Origin of the sequence: Saltatorellus ferox, assembly GCA_007751475.1 — a bacterium.
In the GTDB taxonomy this organism is placed as follows: Bacteria; Planctomycetota; UBA1135; order UBA1135.
Genome location: CP036434.1, coordinates 5,868,377 through 5,884,546, shown reverse-complemented (window position 1 = coordinate 5,884,546; position 16,170 = coordinate 5,868,377). Strand labels below are relative to the sequence as shown.

Here is a 16,170-nt window from a genome sequence, read left to right as displayed (position 1 = left end):
TGCGTCCTGAGATCTCTGGGAGCAGGCGAGGATGGCCTACGCTTGCGTCGTGCCTGAGTCTTTCCTGATCGACCACGCGGGGAGCGTCCGCCTCGGCGTCTTCGTGGGCATTCTCGTGGCCATGTCCGCGCTGGAGGCGCTGGCGCCCCGGCGGGCGCGGCGCAGGTCTCGGGAGAAGCGCTGGCCCCTGCACCTGGGACTCGCCGCCGCAGGGGGGCTGGTCGGGCGGATCCTCGCGCCCGTGGGGGCGGTCGCGGCCGCGGCTTACTCGGAGTCGCAGGGGCTCGGCCTCTTCACGCGTCTCGACTGGCCGGTCTGGATCGAGTGGACCCTCACCGTGCTGCTCTTCGACCTCGCGGTGTATGGCCAGCACGTGCTGTCCCATCACTGGCGGTGGCTGTGGCGGCTGCATCGGCTGCACCACCAGGACGTGGACCTCGACGCGACCTCGGGCGTTCGATTCCATCCGGTGGAGATCGGGCTGTCGACGCTCTGGAAGGCCGTCGTGGCGCTCGCCCTCGGACCCAGCGTCGGGGCCGTCGTTCTCTTCGAGATCGTCCTCAACGGGACCGCGCTCTTCAATCACGCGAACCTCCGGCTCCCGCTGGCGCTGGACCGCGTGCTCCGGCTCGTGCTGGTGACGCCCGATATGCATCGCGTTCATCATTCGGTCGATCCGGAAGAGTCGCGACGGAACTATGGCTTTGCGGTCGTGGCCTGGGATCATCTGTTCCGGACCTACCAGGCGCAGCCTGCCGCGGGCCAGCAAGGCATGACGCTGGGTGTGGACGAGCGCAGCGCCTGACTCGACTTCGACCACCTCCCCCCAGGCGCACTTCCATGACGACACGACTTCTCGGGCTCACTCTTCTTCTGCTGCTCGTCCCCGCGGCGAGCGCGCGCCAGTCCGCGAGCTTTCCGCTCGGCGCAGACCACGTGCGGCAGCCGGGGGTTCCGGTCGGAACCGTGACCGACCACGAGCTACTGGACAGCAAGACGTTCCCCGGCACGGTACGCCGCTACTCCGTCTATGTCCCCGCGCAGTACGAGCCCGGGACGCCTGCGGCGCTGATGGTCTTCCAGGACGGTCACGCGTACCTTGCGGAGGGCGGGCCGTTCCGCGTGCCCGTCATGTTCGATCAGCTCATCCATCGCCAGGAGATGCCGGTCACGATCGGCGTGTTCGTGGACCCCGGACACCGAAAGGCCAGGCTTCCTCCGGAACGCGGCTGGCGCCCGAGTCCTGAGAACCGGAGCGTCGAGTACGACTCGCTCGGTCCCGACTACGTGAACTTCCTGCTGGAGGATTTGCTCCCGCGCATCGAGTCGGAGTATTCGATCAGCGAGGACCCCGAGCTGCGGGCGATCGGCGGGATCAGCAGCGGCGGCATCTGCGCCTTCACGGCGGCGTGGGAGCGGCCGGATCGCTTCGGCAAGGTCATGAGCCACGTCGGCAGCTTCACGGACATCCGGCACGGGGATACCTATCCGGGCATGATCCGGAAGACCGAGCCGAAGCCGATCCGCGTGTACCTCCAGGACGGGTCGAACGATCTCGACAACGAGCACGGGAACTGGTGGCTGGGCAACCTCCAGATGGACGCGGCGCTGCGGTTCAAGGGCTACGACGTTCACTTCGATCGGGGTCTTGGTGGGCACGGTCCGGAGCATGGCGGAGCGCTCCTGCCGGACGCGCTGCGCTGGCTATGGCAGGACGCGCCCGGCGTCGAGCCGAACCTCGCCATCATCCCGGAGGTCCAGACGGCCTCCTGGGCGCAGGACTGGTGGATGCCGCGACACGAGGCGAAGATCGCCGAGCGCAAGGCGATGGGGGAGGTCGACCTCCTGATGATCGGCGATTCGATCACGCACCAGTGGCAGGACGTGGGCCGTCCCGTCTGGGACGAGTACTACGCCGACCGGCGCGCCCTGAACCTCGGCTTCAGCGGCGACCGCACCGAGCAGGTGATCTGGCGCCTGCAGAACGGCGAGGTGGACGACATCCGGCCGAAGCTCGCGGTGCTGATGATCGGCACGAACAACACGGGCCACCGGGAGGAGTCGGCCGAGCACACCGCCACCGGCATCCGTCGGGTGATCTCGGAGCTGCGCCTGCGACTCCCCGACACCAAGATCTTGCTGCTCGGGATCTTCCCCCGCGGCTCGAACGGCGAAGACTCGCTGCGCCTGCGCAACGACGCGATCAATGCGCTCATCGCCAGATTCGCGGACGATGAGCACGTCTGGTACCAGGATCTCTCGAAGGCATTCCTCGAACGCGACGGCACGCTCCCGCGCAACGTCATGCCGGACCTCCTGCACCCCGAGCTCGAGGGCTACCGCCTCTGGGCAGAGGCGATGGAGCCGACGATCGAGAAGCTGATGGAGTGACCAGCCAACGAGAAGGGGGTACAGAGCCTGGAACGACCACGCCGCATGCACCTGCCCCCAACTGCACCAAGACCTTTCCGCTGGCCCGAGCTTCGCCTTGGCCTTGTCCTTGCGCTGATGCTACTCGTGACTGGCGCGGCGATCCTTGTGGTTCGTCGCTCTGAAGCGGCGCAGGGTCGGGGTTTCCCCGGTACACCCTCGACGGTCGGAGGTGCTCCTGGACACCCAGTCCGTCAAGCGCAGCCGCAGCAGCAGCAGCAGCAGTTGCTGCCGGCCGACGTCCAGGGGCCACCTGGTTCGTGCAGCGCAGAACGCAGTCCCATCACCGTGTTGGATCCGAAGCCATCTCGAACGGATGGGCCTGGGTCGAACAGGATCGTGGGCCGCCTGGTGGCCGGCGCGGACGCTCCGATCGGCGGTGTTCGCGTGGTGGGGCATCTCTACGGCCATGGCACGCGCGTGGCCACCGATGAGAACGGCGACTTCTCCATCGATTCCGTGACGCTCGCCCTGCCCCAGGTCGGCCTGGTGCTGGAGTCCCGCGCAGCTGGAGCAAGGCTCCACTTCGTCGATCGCTCGCGCGAACCGGTGTCCGGGCTTGAGGTCCATATAGAACCGATGGACCCTCGCGCGGCGGTGGTTCACTGGCTCGAGAGAACTCGCTTCGGACCGTATGACCTCTGGGCGCGCAGCCCTGATGCCAGCAAATTCGCGCCCATGGGCCTCTGGGTCGTGGGGCAGGCGCGGCGTGGAAACCGAATGCTGGTCGGCCAGGCGGAGGTTCAGGTAGGCGCGGGCGTCCCTTCGTTCGAGATCGTCCTGGACGAGGTACCCACTCTCCTGATCACCTGGGACGTGCTAGATCCTTCCGGGAAGGCGGTGAGAGCATTCCAGCTTCGTGTCCACGATGCCTCGACCGGTGTCGCCTTGCCGTTTCTGACCCACCGCGGGTAGGCAGTGAATCCATTTCCTCCCGGACGATTCCGCGTCGAGGTTCGACCGTAAGCCTCGTCCTTCGCGCTGCCGTTCGCGTGCGATGTCACGCTCTCCAGTAGCGCGTCCCGCCACGTGGTGCTGCGAGCCTCCGAATGGGGCGGTGCGCTGGAGGTCCAGCGTTCCTCCCATCAGCGACTCAGCAAGGACGAAGCGCTTCCCGTGGGGTCCCACGTCCTGGAAGTGCGGAGTCTGGTGGATCGTGCTCCGACTCCTCCCGCGCAAGTCTGGCCATTCGAGATCCGCCGCGGTGAACTCACGAAGGTGGACCTCTCATCGGGCGTGCTCGAGTAGCCGAGCGCCCGCTCACAGCCTGAGCAGTATTCCATTTGGCAGGCTGTTCAATGCCCCTGGCGCATCCGCTAAAGCGGATGCGCGTCGAGCCTGAGCCATTCTTGCTCAGGCTCTCGCACTGGCGTTTCGCCCTCACGGCGGCTGATCGATGAGCGAAATGAGGCAGGTCCCCCGCGCGCTCCACCGATGGCTTACGATCGGCCGAGGCACTCCAGATCTGGCCCAACACCCCGTGAACGCTTACGCTTCCACGGCACTTCTGCGGCTACATTTTCCTCAGCACCTTTGGTCTTTCGTTATGGCGTTCTTGCTCTGTGCGGTCTTAGTCTCTCAAGTCGGTTTCATTGATCGTTCGCCTGACGACGTTTTCGAGATTGGGTCCGTGGGGAGTAACCAGCTGTTTGGTGCAGATGTTGCTCTCCACGATGAGCACCTGCTCATCGGCACGCAGAACTATCGAGTGGGTGGGCAATCCGTCGGGCGAGTCGATTTTTGGAAGCAGACAGGTACGGGTTTCGTTCATGGAGAGACGTTCTATCCGATCGGATGCCACTACTTGCCGACCACATCGATCTGTGGCTTCGGCTACCGGGTCGCGCTTCGGGATGGTCACGCGGCTGTAGGATCATGGGGCGGCGATCCCTTCAACCACCCGGAATCCAGTGGACTGGTTCACCTTTACTCGCTGACCCAATCCGGATGGGGCTTGCGCGAACTGATACGCGCAGTTCCCAATCCCTCAAACGACGGGTCAAACTTCGGAGGTGCGCTGTCTATCTCCGGGGATTGGCTCGCCGTGGGGGCTCCTGGCTACGCGGCCCTCGGTGGAGTTCATTTGTACGACCTTCATGGCGGGGGCACATCGAGGCACGCGCAGACGCTACTTCCAGTTGCTCAAACAGCCTCTGGTGCGTTCCGATTCGGCAGTCAGGTGGAGATTGAGGGGCAAACTCTCGCCGTAAGCGAGCCTGGCCCTGGTGGCCGGGTGTACGTTTACCGCGAGGTCCTCGGCGTTTGGAGCCTCCACCAGCTCATCTACCGGCCAGGTGGCCCGAATTTCAACCGGGAGTTCGGTGCTCGTTTGGCCCTGGACACGGACAACGGAGTACTTGCCGTCGCAGATGAGAATTTGTCCGGAGTTCAGGGCAGTGGAAGCGTATACATCTACGAACTGGACCGAGCAAGCGACCGCTACTTGTTGGTGAAGACGCTGCGGCCGACGGAGGGAGGACTGGGGGGGAACCCTGCCAAGTTTGGCTCGGCGCTTTCTGTGTCGGACGGAATCTTGGCCATCGGATCCACGGGGCAGACGGTTCAAGTGAAGAGTGAGGGTGCCTGCGAGATCTATCGCCGAGGCGAATTCGGCTGGCGATTCTCCGGGCGACTCATACCTCCCCCGACGCTGTTCTGGGGTCAGGCGCTGGGTCGAGCCGTCGGGGTCTCCAACGGCAGAGTGCTCGTGTCAGACTCTGGATGGACCAATCCCGCAGGCGTCTGGACGGGGCGAACGTATCTGTGGGAAATCCCGAGTGCTGCGGGGCTGTGCGAAGATCAACTCGGCGGGGTGACCATGAACATCTGCCGAGTGGACGATGTGGAGCACCTGCTGGATGTGTCTATCCGGGGCGTTGCCTTCGATGGTTACGGCCTCCTCGCATCCGGGCTGCCGGTGGCGCCACAGCTTGGGGGTCTCGCCAATGTTTGCCTGGGTCAGCCCCATCGCGTCACCACAGCGATTCCTCTGACGGCCGGTAGCGACAACGCGGTCGTCCGGCTTTCCCACCCGAACGGCTCCTTCCTGCCAGGAACAGCGTTCCAGTTCATCTACCGCCGGTCGCAGTCGGGGCAGCCTCTCACGGCGGGGCCCTCAGCCGTTCTTTTCGAATAGCCGAGCAGAATCGCCTTCTCTGCGTTGAAGTAACCATCCAGATGGCATCCAGCGGGCGCAACTGGAGAAGCTCTGCCGCGAATGGGCCTGTGGGTTCCAGAAAGTCTGACAGGGGGCGTTCCGGCCTTATCCGAGCCGCTTGATGATCGCGTCGGTCATCTCTTTCGTCGTGGCCTTGCCCCCGAGGTCCGGGGTCAGCACCTTCGCGTCGATCGTGGCTTCGACCGCCGCTTCGATGGCGTTGGCCACGTCGGGCTGGCCCAGCGACATTCGCAGCATCATCGCGGCGCTCAGGATCGTTCCGCACGGGTTGGCGATCCCCTGGCCCGCGATGTCCGGCGCCGAGCCGTGGATCGGCTCGTAGAGGCCGGTGCCCTCGCCGATGCTCGCCGACGGCAGCATCCCGAGAGAACCGCAGAGCATCGACGCCTCGTCCGTGAGGATGTCGCCGAACATGTTCTCCGTCACGATGACGTCGAAGTCGGCGGGGCGCTTCAGGAGGTACATGGCCATGGCGTCGACGAGGAGGTGCTCCAGCTCGACCTCAGGGCAGACCGCCTTGGCCGTCCGGCTCGTCACCTCGCGCCACAGGCGCGAGGTCTCCAGCACGTTCGCCTTGTCGACGGAGGTCAGCTTCTTGCGACGGTCGCGGCTGAACTCGGTCGCCATCGTCACGATTCGCTCGATCTCGCCCTCGGTGTAGACGCAGAGGTCGCTCGCGGTGGTCGCCGTGCGGGTCTTCTCTCCGAAGTAGATGCCGCCGGTCAGCTCGCGCACGAAGAGGATATCGACCTCTTCCAGAAGCTCCGGGCGGATGGGGGACATGTCGAAGAGCGACGGGAACGGCTTCACCGGACGGATGTTCGCGAACGTGCCGAGGGCTCCGCGGAGTTCCAGCAGGCCGAGCTCCGGCCGCTTGGCGCCCGGAGGCAGTGTCTCACCGAGTCCGACCGCACCAAGCAGCACCGCCGACGATTCCTTGCAGGCTGCCTGCGTGTCGTCAGGAAACGCAGAGCCTTCCTCGAGGAACGTGTTGCCGCCGAACGAGGCGTTCGTCCAGGTAATCTGGTCGGCCGTCGTGACAGCCTGGCACACGCGGACGGCGGCGTCCGTGACTTCAGGACCGATGCCGTCGCCGCCGAGAACTGTGACGAGATGCGTCATGCCGGGCACTCCTCTTCGAAGCGCGTGATCGCGTCCTCGAAGCTCAAGAGATAGCCGAGTTCGTCCGTCCCATGGACGAGGCAATCGGCGGCGAAGTCGTCGATGGCGAACGTGGCCGAGATCTCGCCGGGTCCCATGATCGTGCGGCCGCAGAGGTCGATCTGGATCTCGCCCCAGGGCTGGTCGAGCAGCGCGCCATGGAACGCTTCGTTCACGGTCACCGTGAGGAGTCCGTTCTTGTGCGCGTTCTGACGGAAGATGTCCGCGAACGACGTCGACACGACGGCGCGAAAGCCGAGGTCCACGAGCGCCCACGGAGCGTGCTCGCGGGACGACCCGCAGCCAAAGTTGTCGCCTGCGACGAGGACCTCCGCGCCTATCGCGCGCGCGTCGTTCAGCGGCGAGTCCGGCCGGCCGCGCCAGTCCGCGAACGCGTGGGCGCCGAGGCCGCTCCGCTCCGTCGTCGTGAGGAAGCGCGCGGGGATGATCTGGTCGGTGTCGATGTTCGCGTCCGCCAGCGTGACGTAACGCGAGCGGACCCGTTCGAAGGGAGCGGGGGTCATGTAGAGACGGTTTCGGGCTGAAGGAAAGCAGTCGGATCGACCACCTCACCGGCGATCGCGCAGGCGGCGGCGGTGAGAGGACTGGCGAGCAGTGTGCGCGAACCCGGGCCCTGGCGACCCGCGAAGTTGCGATTACTGGTGCTGACGGCGAGCTGGCCGTCCCCCACGAGGTCCCCGTTCATGGCAATGCACATGGAGCACCCCGGTTCGCGCCACTCGGCGCCCGCGGCCCGGAAGACGCGGTCGAGCCCGCGGGCCTCGGCCTCTCGCTTGACGGCCTCGGACCCGGGGACGACCAGCATGCGGACCGAGGGGGCCACTCTCCGGCCGCGGAGCACGTCGGCAGCCGCCTGGAGGTCCTCCAGGCGCCCGTTCGTGCAGCTTCCCACGAAGACGACGTCGATGCTGGAGCCCAGGAGCGGACGCCCCGGGTCGTGCCGTGCGTAGCGGTAGGCCGCGCGGTTCCCCTCATCCAGTGCGGGCAGCGGCTCGTCGACGGCGACGGCCTGGGCAGGCTGGACGCCCCAGGTCAGCATCGGCCGAAGCCCGCGGCAGTCGATCGTGATCTCCCGATCGAACGTCGCGTCCGGGTCCGAGCGGAGCGCCCGCCAGCCCTCGCAGAGCAGGTCGAAGGCGTCGCCGTCCGGCAGGTCTCCGCGTCCGCGCAGGTACTCGAACGTGGTCTCGTCCGGCGCGATCATGCCCGCTCGAGCGCCGGCTTCGATCGACATGTTGCACAGCGTCATCCGGCCTTCCATCGAGAGCGCGCGGACCGCTTCGCCTTGATACTCGATCACATGCCCCGTGCCGCCCTCGACGCCGAGGCGCGAGATCATGAACAGCGCGAGGTCCTTGGCCGAAGTGTCCGCAGGGGGCCGGCCCTCGAAGCGCACGCGCAGCGTGCGTGGCCTTCGCTGCATCAACACCTGCGTGGCCAGAACGTGACCCACTTCGGTGGTCCCGATGCCGAACGCGAGCGCTCCGAACGCGCCGTGGGTCGACGTGTGGCTGTCACCGCAAACGATCGTGGAGCCGGGCAGCGTCCGTCCCAGCTCCGGTCCGATCACGTGGACGATGCCGCGCCGCGAGTCGCCGGGCCCGAGGAGCTCGATGCCGTGCTTCTCGCAGTTGCGGCGCAGGGTATCGAGCTGGTGCCAGACGGTCGGGCTCACGTGCTCCCAGCCACCGGCGGAATCGATCGCCTTCGTCGGCGTCGAGTGGTCCATCGTGGCGAGCGTTCGATCGGGACGCCGCACGCGCAGCCCGCGCGCATCGAGTGCGGCGAAGGCCTGCGGAGACGTGACCTCGTGGATCAGGTGCAGGTCGACATAGAGCAGGTCGGGGTGGGTCGACTCTGCCCGGGGAATGACGTGCCGGTCCCAGATCTTCTGGAAGAGCGTGGTGGGGGAACTCATACCGCGACCTCCGCGTGGACCGTCTCGAGCCAGCCGTGACGGTCGGGCGTGGTGCCTTCGAACAGGCCGAAGAAAGCCTGCTGGATTCGCTGCGTGATCGGCCCGGGGCGTCCGGTTCCGATCGGTGCGCGATCGACGGAACGTACGGGCGTGATCTCGGCCGCCGTGCCGGTCATGAAGACCTCGTCCGCGGTGTACAGCGTCTCGCGCGGAATCGTGGCCTCCTCGATCTTACACCCTAGGTCTGCCCCCAGCTGAATGACCGCGTCGCGCGTGATGCCCGCGAGAAGCGAGCCGCTCACGCGCGGCGTTCGAATCACGCCGTTCTTGACGACGAACAGGTTCTCCCCGGCGCCCTCGCTGACGGTTCCGTCCGGCCCGAGCGCGATGCCCTCGTGGTAGCCGTTGCGCAAGGCCTCCATGTGAATGAGCTGGCCCGAGAGGTAGTTGCCGCCCGCCTTGGCCAGCACAGGAATCGTGTTCGGCGCGATGCGCTGCCAGGAGGAAACGCAGGCGTCGATGCCGTGCTCGATGGCGGCTTTACCGTGCATGGAGCCCCACGGCACCGCCGCGACCACGACGCGCGCAGGGGCGGTGCCGGGATTCAGCCCGATCTGGCCGTACCCGTGGAAGGCAAGCGGCCGCACGTACGCGGCCTCCAGGCGATTCTCGCGGACGACCGCGTGGCAGGCGTTCCTCATCTCGCTCCGATCGAAGGGGAGCTGCATGCGATAGATCGCGGCCGAGTCGAAGAAACGATCGACGTGCGCCTCGAGCGGGAAGAAGCACGGGCCCGCGTCGGTGCTGTACGCGCGAATGCCCTCGAAGACCGAAGATCCGTAGTGAAGTGCATGGGTCATGACGTGGACGGTGGCGCTCTCCCACGGCACGATCTCGCCGTCCATCCAGATGCGCTCGGTGGCCTGAATACCCACTAGTGAGTCTCTCCCGCCGTCGCCATGCCCTGCTCGGGGGCCGTCACCGAGGCGCGCTCCCACTGGTTGATCACATCGAGGATCGCATGCGCGCTCGCCTCGACGATGTCGGTGCTGTAGCCGACGCCGCGATAGGTGCGGCCGCCGCGCTCGCAGTCGACCGTGACCTGGCCCTGGGCGTCCTCGCCGAGCGTCACGCTGGCCACGTGGAAATCGGTGAGCGCTCCGCTGGTCTGCTGCGTGGCACGCATCAGCGCGCGGAACGTGGCGTCGACCGGGCCATCGCCGGTGGCCGCTTCGTCGACCTCGGGCGCCGTCTCGTGGGTGAGGCTGACGGTGGAGGTCGAGAGTCGGCCCGTCCCGCTGCTGGTATGGAAGCTCAAGAGGGTCCAGGGGCCGGTCGCGCCGCTCGCGTTCGAGACCACGAGGACCTCGAGGTCCGCATCGAGGATCTCCCGCTTGCGGTCGGCCAGTTCCTTGAACGCGGCGAACACGGCGTCGAAGTCCTCGTCCGCGACCCCGTGGCCCAGCTCGTTCAGACGACTCTTGAGCGCGTGACGTCCGCTGTGCTTGCCGAGAACGAAGCGCTCGCCGTCGAAGCCGACGGACTCCGGCGTCATGATCTCGTAGGTGGACGCGTGCTCCAGCATTCCGTGCTGGTGGATGCCCGCCTCGTGGGCGAAGGCGTTCTTGCCCACGATCGCCTTGTTCGGCGGGACCGGGATGCCGGTGATTCGCGAGAGCAGTCGGCTGGCGGCGACGAGCCGCTTCGTGTCGATCGCGCTCGTGACGCCGTACTCCTCCGGACGGACGTTGAGCGCCATCACGATCTCTTCCAGAGCGGCGTTGCCCGCGCGCTCGCCGATGCCGTTCAGCGTGCACTCCACCTGGCGAGCGCCGCCGCGGATCGCGGCCAGCGAGTTGGCGACGGCGAGCCCGAGGTCGTCGTGGCAGTGGGCGCTCAGCGTAATCTCGCGGGCGCCGGGTACGTGCTCCCCGATCCAGCGGAAGAGGTCTTCGAACTCCTGGGGCGTCGTGTAGCCGACGGTATCCGGGATGTTGATGGTCGTGGCGCCCGCGCGGATCGCCTCGTCGATGACCTGGCCGAGGAAGTCACGCTCGGTGCGCGACGCGTCCTCGGGCGAGAACTCGACGTCGGCGCAGTACGAGCGGGCTCGGGCGACGCCGATCCGGGTGCGAGTCAGGATCTCGTCCTTGGCGAGCTTCAGCTTGTGCTCGCGGTGAATCGCGCTGGTGGCGAGGAAGACGTGAATACGCGGCTTCTTGCAGTTCGCGAGCGCGTCCCTCGCCGCGTCGATATCGCTCGAATGGCATCGCGCCAGCGCTGCGATCGTGGGCCCGGCGACGCCGTCGGCGATGGTCTGGACCGCTCGGAAGTCGTCGGGCGAAGCAGCGGGGAACCCGGCCTCGATGACGTCCACGCCCATCGAAGCGAGCGCCTTCGCGAGCTGGAGCTTCTCGCCCATCCGCATGGTGAAGCCGGGGGCCTGCTCGCCGTCGCGCAGCGTCGTGTCGAAAATCTTGATGGGTTCCATCGCTGTCTCTCTGGGGGAGTAGCGAGGCCGGAAGACCGATCGGGAGTGGCCATGAAAAAAGGCCAGCAGCTCCCGAAGGGGAGCCGCTGGCCTCTTGTGCGTTGCGGTGCTGCGCTACGCCAATCGACTCAGGATCCCCGGGCGGCTCAAGTGAAGAGCCGACCCGGAAAGTAGCGCGAGGCTCTTGAGTCGGAGGTCGTGGGCAGTGGTCATCGCTTCGGGACGGTATCGCGTGTTCGGAGAACTGCCCAAGCACATTCCAAAAAAGCCGGGGGTGGAGCCTCGCACATCCGGCACCTACTACGATGCCCGAGATGGCTAAACCCGACGAGAACGCTGGCGCTGACGTGGCGCTCCCTGCTGACGCCGTGCAGGAGATCGTGAGGGCAAAGCTGCTCCTGGAATCCCCGCACCTGGCGGCCCGACTGGCGGATCTGCTCGGCGGGCCGATCGAGGCGCTCATCGGGGCGGTGGGGGACAAGAACGCGGCCCGCGTGCACAAGCTCACGCAGAAGGCGCTCGACCAGGCTCTCTCGGCGGCGCTCAAGACCCTCAACGTCTCCGCAGCCGTGGCCCCGAGCCCGCGGCTGCACATGGCGGCGGCGTCCGCGGCGGGAGCCGCTGGCGGCGCGTTCGGCTGGGCGGCTCTGGCCATCGAACTGCCCATCTCCACCAGCATCATCTTGCGGAGCATCGCGGACATCGCCCGCGGAGAAGGCGAGCGGCTCGACGACCCGGAGGTGCGCATGCAGTGCCTGTCGGTCCTGGCGCTCGGGGGCACCAGCCACGCCGACGACGCGGCCGAGACCGGCTACTTCGCCACGCGGGCGGCGCTGGCCTCGGCGGTCTCCCAGGCGGCGAGCTACCTCGCGTCCGAGGCCGCGCTCGCGAGCCGCAGCGCGCCCGCCCTCGTCCGACTCGTCGCCATGATCGCCGAGCGCTTCGGCGTCCAGGTGTCGGCCAAGATCGCCGCCACCGCCGTGCCCGTCATCGGCGCGGTCACGGGCGGCGCGATCAACTCGATCTTCATGGATCACTTCCAGTGCATTGCGCGCGGGCACTTCATGATCCGCAGGCTGGAGCGTCTCTGGGGTACGGTCGCTGTTCGCGCCGAAATGGAGAAGCAGAGTGGGTGAGATCCAGCCCGCGCCCTCGGGGCCGGCCAAGCGCCAACCTGACGAGCGCGCGCTCGTCGTTCGCGGCCCCGCGCCGCCGTTGGAGCTTCGCGTGTCGTCGGAGTTCGCGACCGAGATGCTCCACGGCGCGGTGGCCGAAGCGCTTGCGGGAGCGCAGGTCGTCCGTCGCCCGCTGACCCGCTTCGCGGGCCTTCGCTCGACGGAAGTCTCGTTCGGCGATGGCCGCGCCGGCGTTCGTCTGGACCTCGATCTCCACCGCGTGATCCAGTTCTTCCAGCGGTCCGTCATCGATGTCGAGATCCTCCACCTGCGCCTCACGGACCCGAGCACGATCTCCTTCGAGGTCGGCAAGCCCCTCGGTCTCGGCGCGGTGCCGCGGATCCTCTCGCTGTGGAAGCTCCCGAAGCCGCTCGCGAACCTGGTGCGCCAGCTCACGACGCCGGGGGCTACCGTGTCCCTGCGCCTGCCGGAGCTGGCCCGGACCTCCCACTCGTTCCTCGTCCGCCACATGCTGAAGCGCTACCAGCTGGCAGAGCTACGCTGCGTGGAAGATGAGCTCCGTTTGTCGGCGGCGAAGATCACCCCGTAGGCGCGGATCGCTCGCTATCCTCGGTGGATGGACCCTGCGCAGCCTTCTGTCCGCCTACCAGAGAAACCTTCCCCGGCGCCGGTCGCTGAGCCCGATACCCTCCCCGGCCTGCTCGCCCTGGCGCGCCCCACGTTCCTCGCCTGGGAGAAGCTGCGGCTCCTCTACGTCGCGATCCTCGGCGCGCTCACCCTGGGGCTTTGGCTCCACTACCCTCCGCCCGATCGGGGGAGGGGGCTCTTCCTCATCGGGGAAGGCGCGGTGCTCGCGAACCTGCTCTACTTCGCGGGCCCGATGGTGGAGACCTACGTGGCCTGGCTTGGCTGGCGAAAGTGCTGGCTCCGTCCGACGCTGTTCATCGCGGGGACAGCGCTGTCGGTCTTCCTCGTTCTGATCGTCGTTCCTGCCATGGGCGAAGATCCCTTCTGATCGCTCCTTGTTCCGCAGAGCGCGGGCGTGGGGGGGGCGTCGAAAGCCCGACGCCCGACGCCCGAGTCTCTGGCGGGGCGGAAAGCAGAACGCCCCGGCATTCCTTGCGGAATGCCGGGGCGTCTTTGGGAACAGTCGAGCTGTCGAAGACCTGATCAGTCGTTCGCGGCCTTCATGGCCTCGCGCACGATGGGGGCTTCGTCGAGGAAGGCCAGGCCGCCCTCGCCGTCGTTCATCGTGTCGTCGCGATCGATCCAGACCTTCTTCTGCTCCTCGAACTTGCCCCGAAGGAGCTGCTCGGCGAGCGGGTCCTCGATGAAGCGTTCGATGGCGCGGCGAAGCGGCCTCGCGCCGTAGTCCTCGTGGAACCCCTTCTGGATGAGGAACTCGAAGGCGGCGGGCGTGAGGTCGATCGTGATGTCGTGGTCCGCCAGGCGGCCGCGGACTTCCGCGAGCTGCAGGTGAACGATTCGCTTGAGGTCCTCGTTCGTCAGCGGGTTGAAGACGATCGCTTCATCGACTCGGTTCAAGAACTCGGGACGGAAGTGGCGCTCGACCTCGACCATCACGTCGGACTTCATCTTCTTCCGGCGGTCGCCCTGGTCGGACGAGGCCTGGTCGAAGCGGCCGAAGCCGAGCTGGGAGCCCGCCTTCATCGTGTGCGAGCCAAGGTTGCTCGTCATGATGAGGATGACGTTCTTGAAGTCCACGTGGCGGCCGAACGAGTCGGTCAACCGGCCCTCTTCCATGATCTGGAGGAGCATGTTGAACACGTCCGGGTGAGCCTTCTCGATCTCGTCGAGGAGCACGACCGCGTAGGGGCGACGACGCACCTTCTCGGTCAGCTGGCCGCCCTCCTCGTAGCCGACGTAGCCCGGAGGCGCGCCGACGAGGCGGGAGGCGTTGTGCTTCTCCATGTACTCGCTCATGTCCATGGTGATGACGGCGTCTTCGTCGCCGAACATGAACTTCGCGAGCTGCTTGCAGGTGTAGGTCTTGCCGACACCGGACGGGCCCAGGAACAGGAACGTACCCATGGGGCGGCGCGGATCCTTGAGACCCGAGCGCGAGCGACGCACCGACCGGGCGATCGCCTTGATGGCGTCGTCCTGGTTGATGACGATCTTGCCCAGCTCGTCCTCCATCTGGAGGAGTCGTTCGGCCTCGGCTTTCTCGAGTCGCGTGAGCGGGATGCCGGTCATCTTCGACACGGTCTCCTGGATCACGTCCACGTCGACCTCGCCGACGCTTTCCTTCTCCTGCTGCTCGGAGCGCCACTCTTCCTGGATCGTCTCTTTCTTCTTCTTGAGCTGGTACGCCTGGTCACGCAGCTGAGCCGCGCGCTCGAAGTCCTGGCCGGCGACGGCCTCGTCCTTCTCCAGGTCCAGCTTGTCGATCTGCTGGCTGATCTCGCGCAGGTCGGGCGGCGGAACCATCGAACGGATCCGCACGCGCGCTCCGGCCTCGTCCATCACGTCGATGGCCTTGTCCGGCAGGAAGCGGTTGTTGATGTAGCGGACCGAAAGCTCGACCGCCATCTCCAGCGCCTCGTCCGAGAACGTGACGCGGTGGTGCGCCTCGTAGCGGTCGCGCAGTCCCTTGAGGATCGCGACGGCCTGCTCGGGGGTCGGCGGCTCGACGGCCACCGACTGGAAGCGACGCTCGAGCGCGCCGTCCTTCTCGATGTGCTTGCGATACTCGTCGAGCGTCGTGGCGCCTATACACTGGATCTCTCCGCGGCTCAGCGCGGGCTTCAGCACGTTCGAAGCGTCGATCGCGCCTTCAGCACCACCTGCGCCCACGAGCGTATGCAGCTCGTCGATGAAGAGGACGACGTCCTTCACGCGTCGCACCTCGGTCATGACGGCCTTGATGCGTTCCTCGAACTGACCGCGGTACTTGGTGCCTGCCACCATGAGCGCGAGGTCGAGCACGACGATGCGCTTGCCCCGGAGAATCTCGGGCACGGTGTTGTCGATGATCTGCTGGGCGAGACCTTCGACGATCGCCGTCTTACCCACGCCCGGCTCCCCGAGGAGCACGGGGTTGTTCTTCGTGCGGCGGGAGAGGATCTGGACGACCCGCTCGATCTCGTTCTCGCGCCCGATGACCGCGTCGAGCTTGCCTTCGCTGGCGAGTTCGGTGAGGTCACGGCCGAAGCTGTCGAGGGCGGGGGTCTTGGACTTCGAGTTCGAGGCTTGCCCGCTCGGGCTCTCCTCGCCCACGGTCGTGTCGTCATCGTCCTCGTCACCGGAGTCGGCGCCGAGGAAGTCGAGAACCTCCTCGCGAACGTCCTCCAGCTTGACGCCGAGGTTCAGGAGCACCTGGGCAGCGATGCCCTCGTTCTCCTTGATGAGGCCGAGCAGCAGGTGCTCGGTGCCGATGTAGTTGTGCCCGAGGTTGCCGGCTTCCTCCATGGAAAGCTCCAGCACCTTCTTGGCCCGCGGCGTGAAGGGCAGCTGGCCCATCGTCACCATCGAGGGGCCGGTCTTGACGATCTTCTCGACCTCCATGCGGATCTTGTTCAGATCGATCCCCATGTTCTTCAGGACGTTGGCGGCCACACCGCTACCTTCCTGGACGAGGCCGAGCAGGATGTGCTCGGTGCCGAGGTACTCGTGGTTGAACCGCTGCGCCTCCTGGCGAGCGAGGTTCATGACCTTCTTGGCGCGATCTGTGAAGCGATCGAACATAGATAAGTGGGGATTCGTGGAGCCTCTTCTGCCGTGAGGCCGTCAGAGGCGGAGTTCCGGGAAGGAATTTCCCGGGCGTGCGGTGCCGTGTGCCGCGCACGGAACAGGTCCGAACGCGCAGGAAGCT

The 16,170-nt window shown here is 66.6% G+C and carries 14 protein-coding genes; 8 read left to right on the top strand and 6 right to left on the bottom strand.

Annotation, left to right across the window (positions count from 1 at the left end):
* The first annotated feature begins 49 nt into the window (after nucleotides 1-49).
* The 5 genes from Poly30_RS21150 to Poly30_RS21130 all read left to right on the top strand — a co-directional run bounded on the left by Poly30_RS21150 (nucleotide 50) and on the right by Poly30_RS21130 (nucleotide 5,566).
* Nucleotides 50-805: a sterol desaturase family protein gene (locus Poly30_RS21150; RefSeq protein ID WP_419190450.1), complete on the top strand. Its 756-nt coding sequence runs from the start codon at nucleotides 50-52 to the stop codon at nucleotides 803-805.
* Between the two features lie 35 nt (nucleotides 806-840).
* Nucleotides 841-2,391, top strand: coding sequence for a GDSL-type esterase/lipase family protein (locus Poly30_RS21145; RefSeq protein ID WP_145202001.1), 1,551 nt, complete (start codon nucleotides 841-843; stop codon nucleotides 2,389-2,391).
* A 330-nt stretch (nucleotides 2,392-2,721) separates the two neighbouring features.
* Nucleotides 2,722-3,345 carry a hypothetical protein gene (locus Poly30_RS21140; RefSeq protein ID WP_419190449.1) on the top strand — a complete coding sequence of 208 codons (624 nt, stop codon included), beginning with the start codon at nucleotides 2,722-2,724 and terminating at the stop codon, nucleotides 3,343-3,345.
* Nucleotides 3,346-3,462: 117 nt separating this feature from the next.
* The gene (locus tag Poly30_RS21135) at nucleotides 3,463-3,678 is read left to right on the top strand and encodes a hypothetical protein (RefSeq protein ID WP_145201995.1); all 216 of its coding nucleotides are present in this window, start codon (nucleotides 3,463-3,465) and stop codon (nucleotides 3,676-3,678) included.
* 298 nt (nucleotides 3,679-3,976) lie between these two features.
* On the top strand, nucleotides 3,977-5,566 hold the full coding sequence (locus Poly30_RS21130) for a hypothetical protein (protein ID WP_145201992.1): 1,590 nt from the start codon (nucleotides 3,977-3,979) through the stop codon (nucleotides 5,564-5,566).
* A 126-nt stretch (nucleotides 5,567-5,692) separates the two neighbouring features.
* On the opposite strand, the gene leuB is transcribed toward Poly30_RS21130, so the two are convergent.
* From leuB to Poly30_RS21105, 5 genes are read right to left on the bottom strand one after another with little or no spacing between them, the layout of a single operon-like run.
* On the bottom strand, nucleotides 5,693-6,730 hold the full coding sequence (gene leuB, locus Poly30_RS21125; protein ID WP_145201989.1) for a 3-isopropylmalate dehydrogenase: 1,038 nt from the start codon (nucleotides 6,728-6,730) through the stop codon (nucleotides 5,693-5,695).
* Nucleotides 6,727-7,293 carry a 3-isopropylmalate dehydratase small subunit gene (leuD, locus tag Poly30_RS21120; protein WP_145201986.1) on the bottom strand — a complete coding sequence of 189 codons (567 nt, stop codon included), beginning with the start codon at nucleotides 7,291-7,293 and terminating at the stop codon, nucleotides 6,727-6,729. The genes leuB and leuD overlap by 4 nt, the downstream gene beginning before the upstream one ends.
* Nucleotides 7,290-8,708, bottom strand: coding sequence for a 3-isopropylmalate dehydratase large subunit (gene leuC, locus Poly30_RS21115; protein WP_145201983.1), 1,419 nt, complete (start codon nucleotides 8,706-8,708; stop codon nucleotides 7,290-7,292). The genes leuD and leuC overlap by 4 nt, the downstream gene beginning before the upstream one ends.
* Complete coding sequence (locus Poly30_RS21110) at nucleotides 8,705-9,643, bottom strand: branched-chain amino acid transaminase (RefSeq protein ID WP_145201980.1); 939 nt, start codon at nucleotides 9,641-9,643, stop codon at nucleotides 8,705-8,707. The genes leuC and Poly30_RS21110 overlap by 4 nt, the downstream gene beginning before the upstream one ends.
* A complete protein-coding gene (locus tag Poly30_RS21105) occupies nucleotides 9,643-11,199 on the bottom strand; it encodes a 2-isopropylmalate synthase (RefSeq protein ID WP_145201977.1) in 1,557 nt (518 codons plus the stop codon). The genes Poly30_RS21110 and Poly30_RS21105 overlap by 1 nt, the downstream gene beginning before the upstream one ends.
* A gap of 314 nt (nucleotides 11,200-11,513) precedes the next feature.
* Between Poly30_RS21105 and Poly30_RS21100 the strand changes: the two genes are divergently transcribed.
* The 3 genes from Poly30_RS21100 to Poly30_RS21090 are packed head-to-tail and all read left to right on the top strand — an operon-like array spanning nucleotide 11,514 to nucleotide 13,350.
* Complete coding sequence (locus Poly30_RS21100; RefSeq protein ID WP_145201975.1) at nucleotides 11,514-12,335, top strand: EcsC family protein; 822 nt, start codon at nucleotides 11,514-11,516, stop codon at nucleotides 12,333-12,335.
* Nucleotides 12,328-12,924, top strand: a complete 597-nt coding sequence (locus Poly30_RS21095; protein WP_145201971.1) for a hypothetical protein — start codon at nucleotides 12,328-12,330, stop codon at nucleotides 12,922-12,924. Before Poly30_RS21100 ends, Poly30_RS21095 begins: the two co-directional genes overlap by 8 nt.
* Nucleotides 12,925-12,951: 27 nt before the next feature.
* Complete coding sequence (locus Poly30_RS21090; RefSeq protein ID WP_145201968.1) at nucleotides 12,952-13,350, top strand: hypothetical protein; 399 nt, start codon at nucleotides 12,952-12,954, stop codon at nucleotides 13,348-13,350.
* Between the two features lie 155 nt (nucleotides 13,351-13,505).
* Here the strand turns inward: Poly30_RS21090 and Poly30_RS21085 are convergent, their stop codons facing one another.
* On the bottom strand, nucleotides 13,506-16,043 hold the full coding sequence (locus tag Poly30_RS21085; protein WP_145201965.1) for an ATP-dependent Clp protease ATP-binding subunit: 2,538 nt from the start codon (nucleotides 16,041-16,043) through the stop codon (nucleotides 13,506-13,508).
* Nucleotides 16,044-16,170 lie beyond the last annotated feature (127 nt).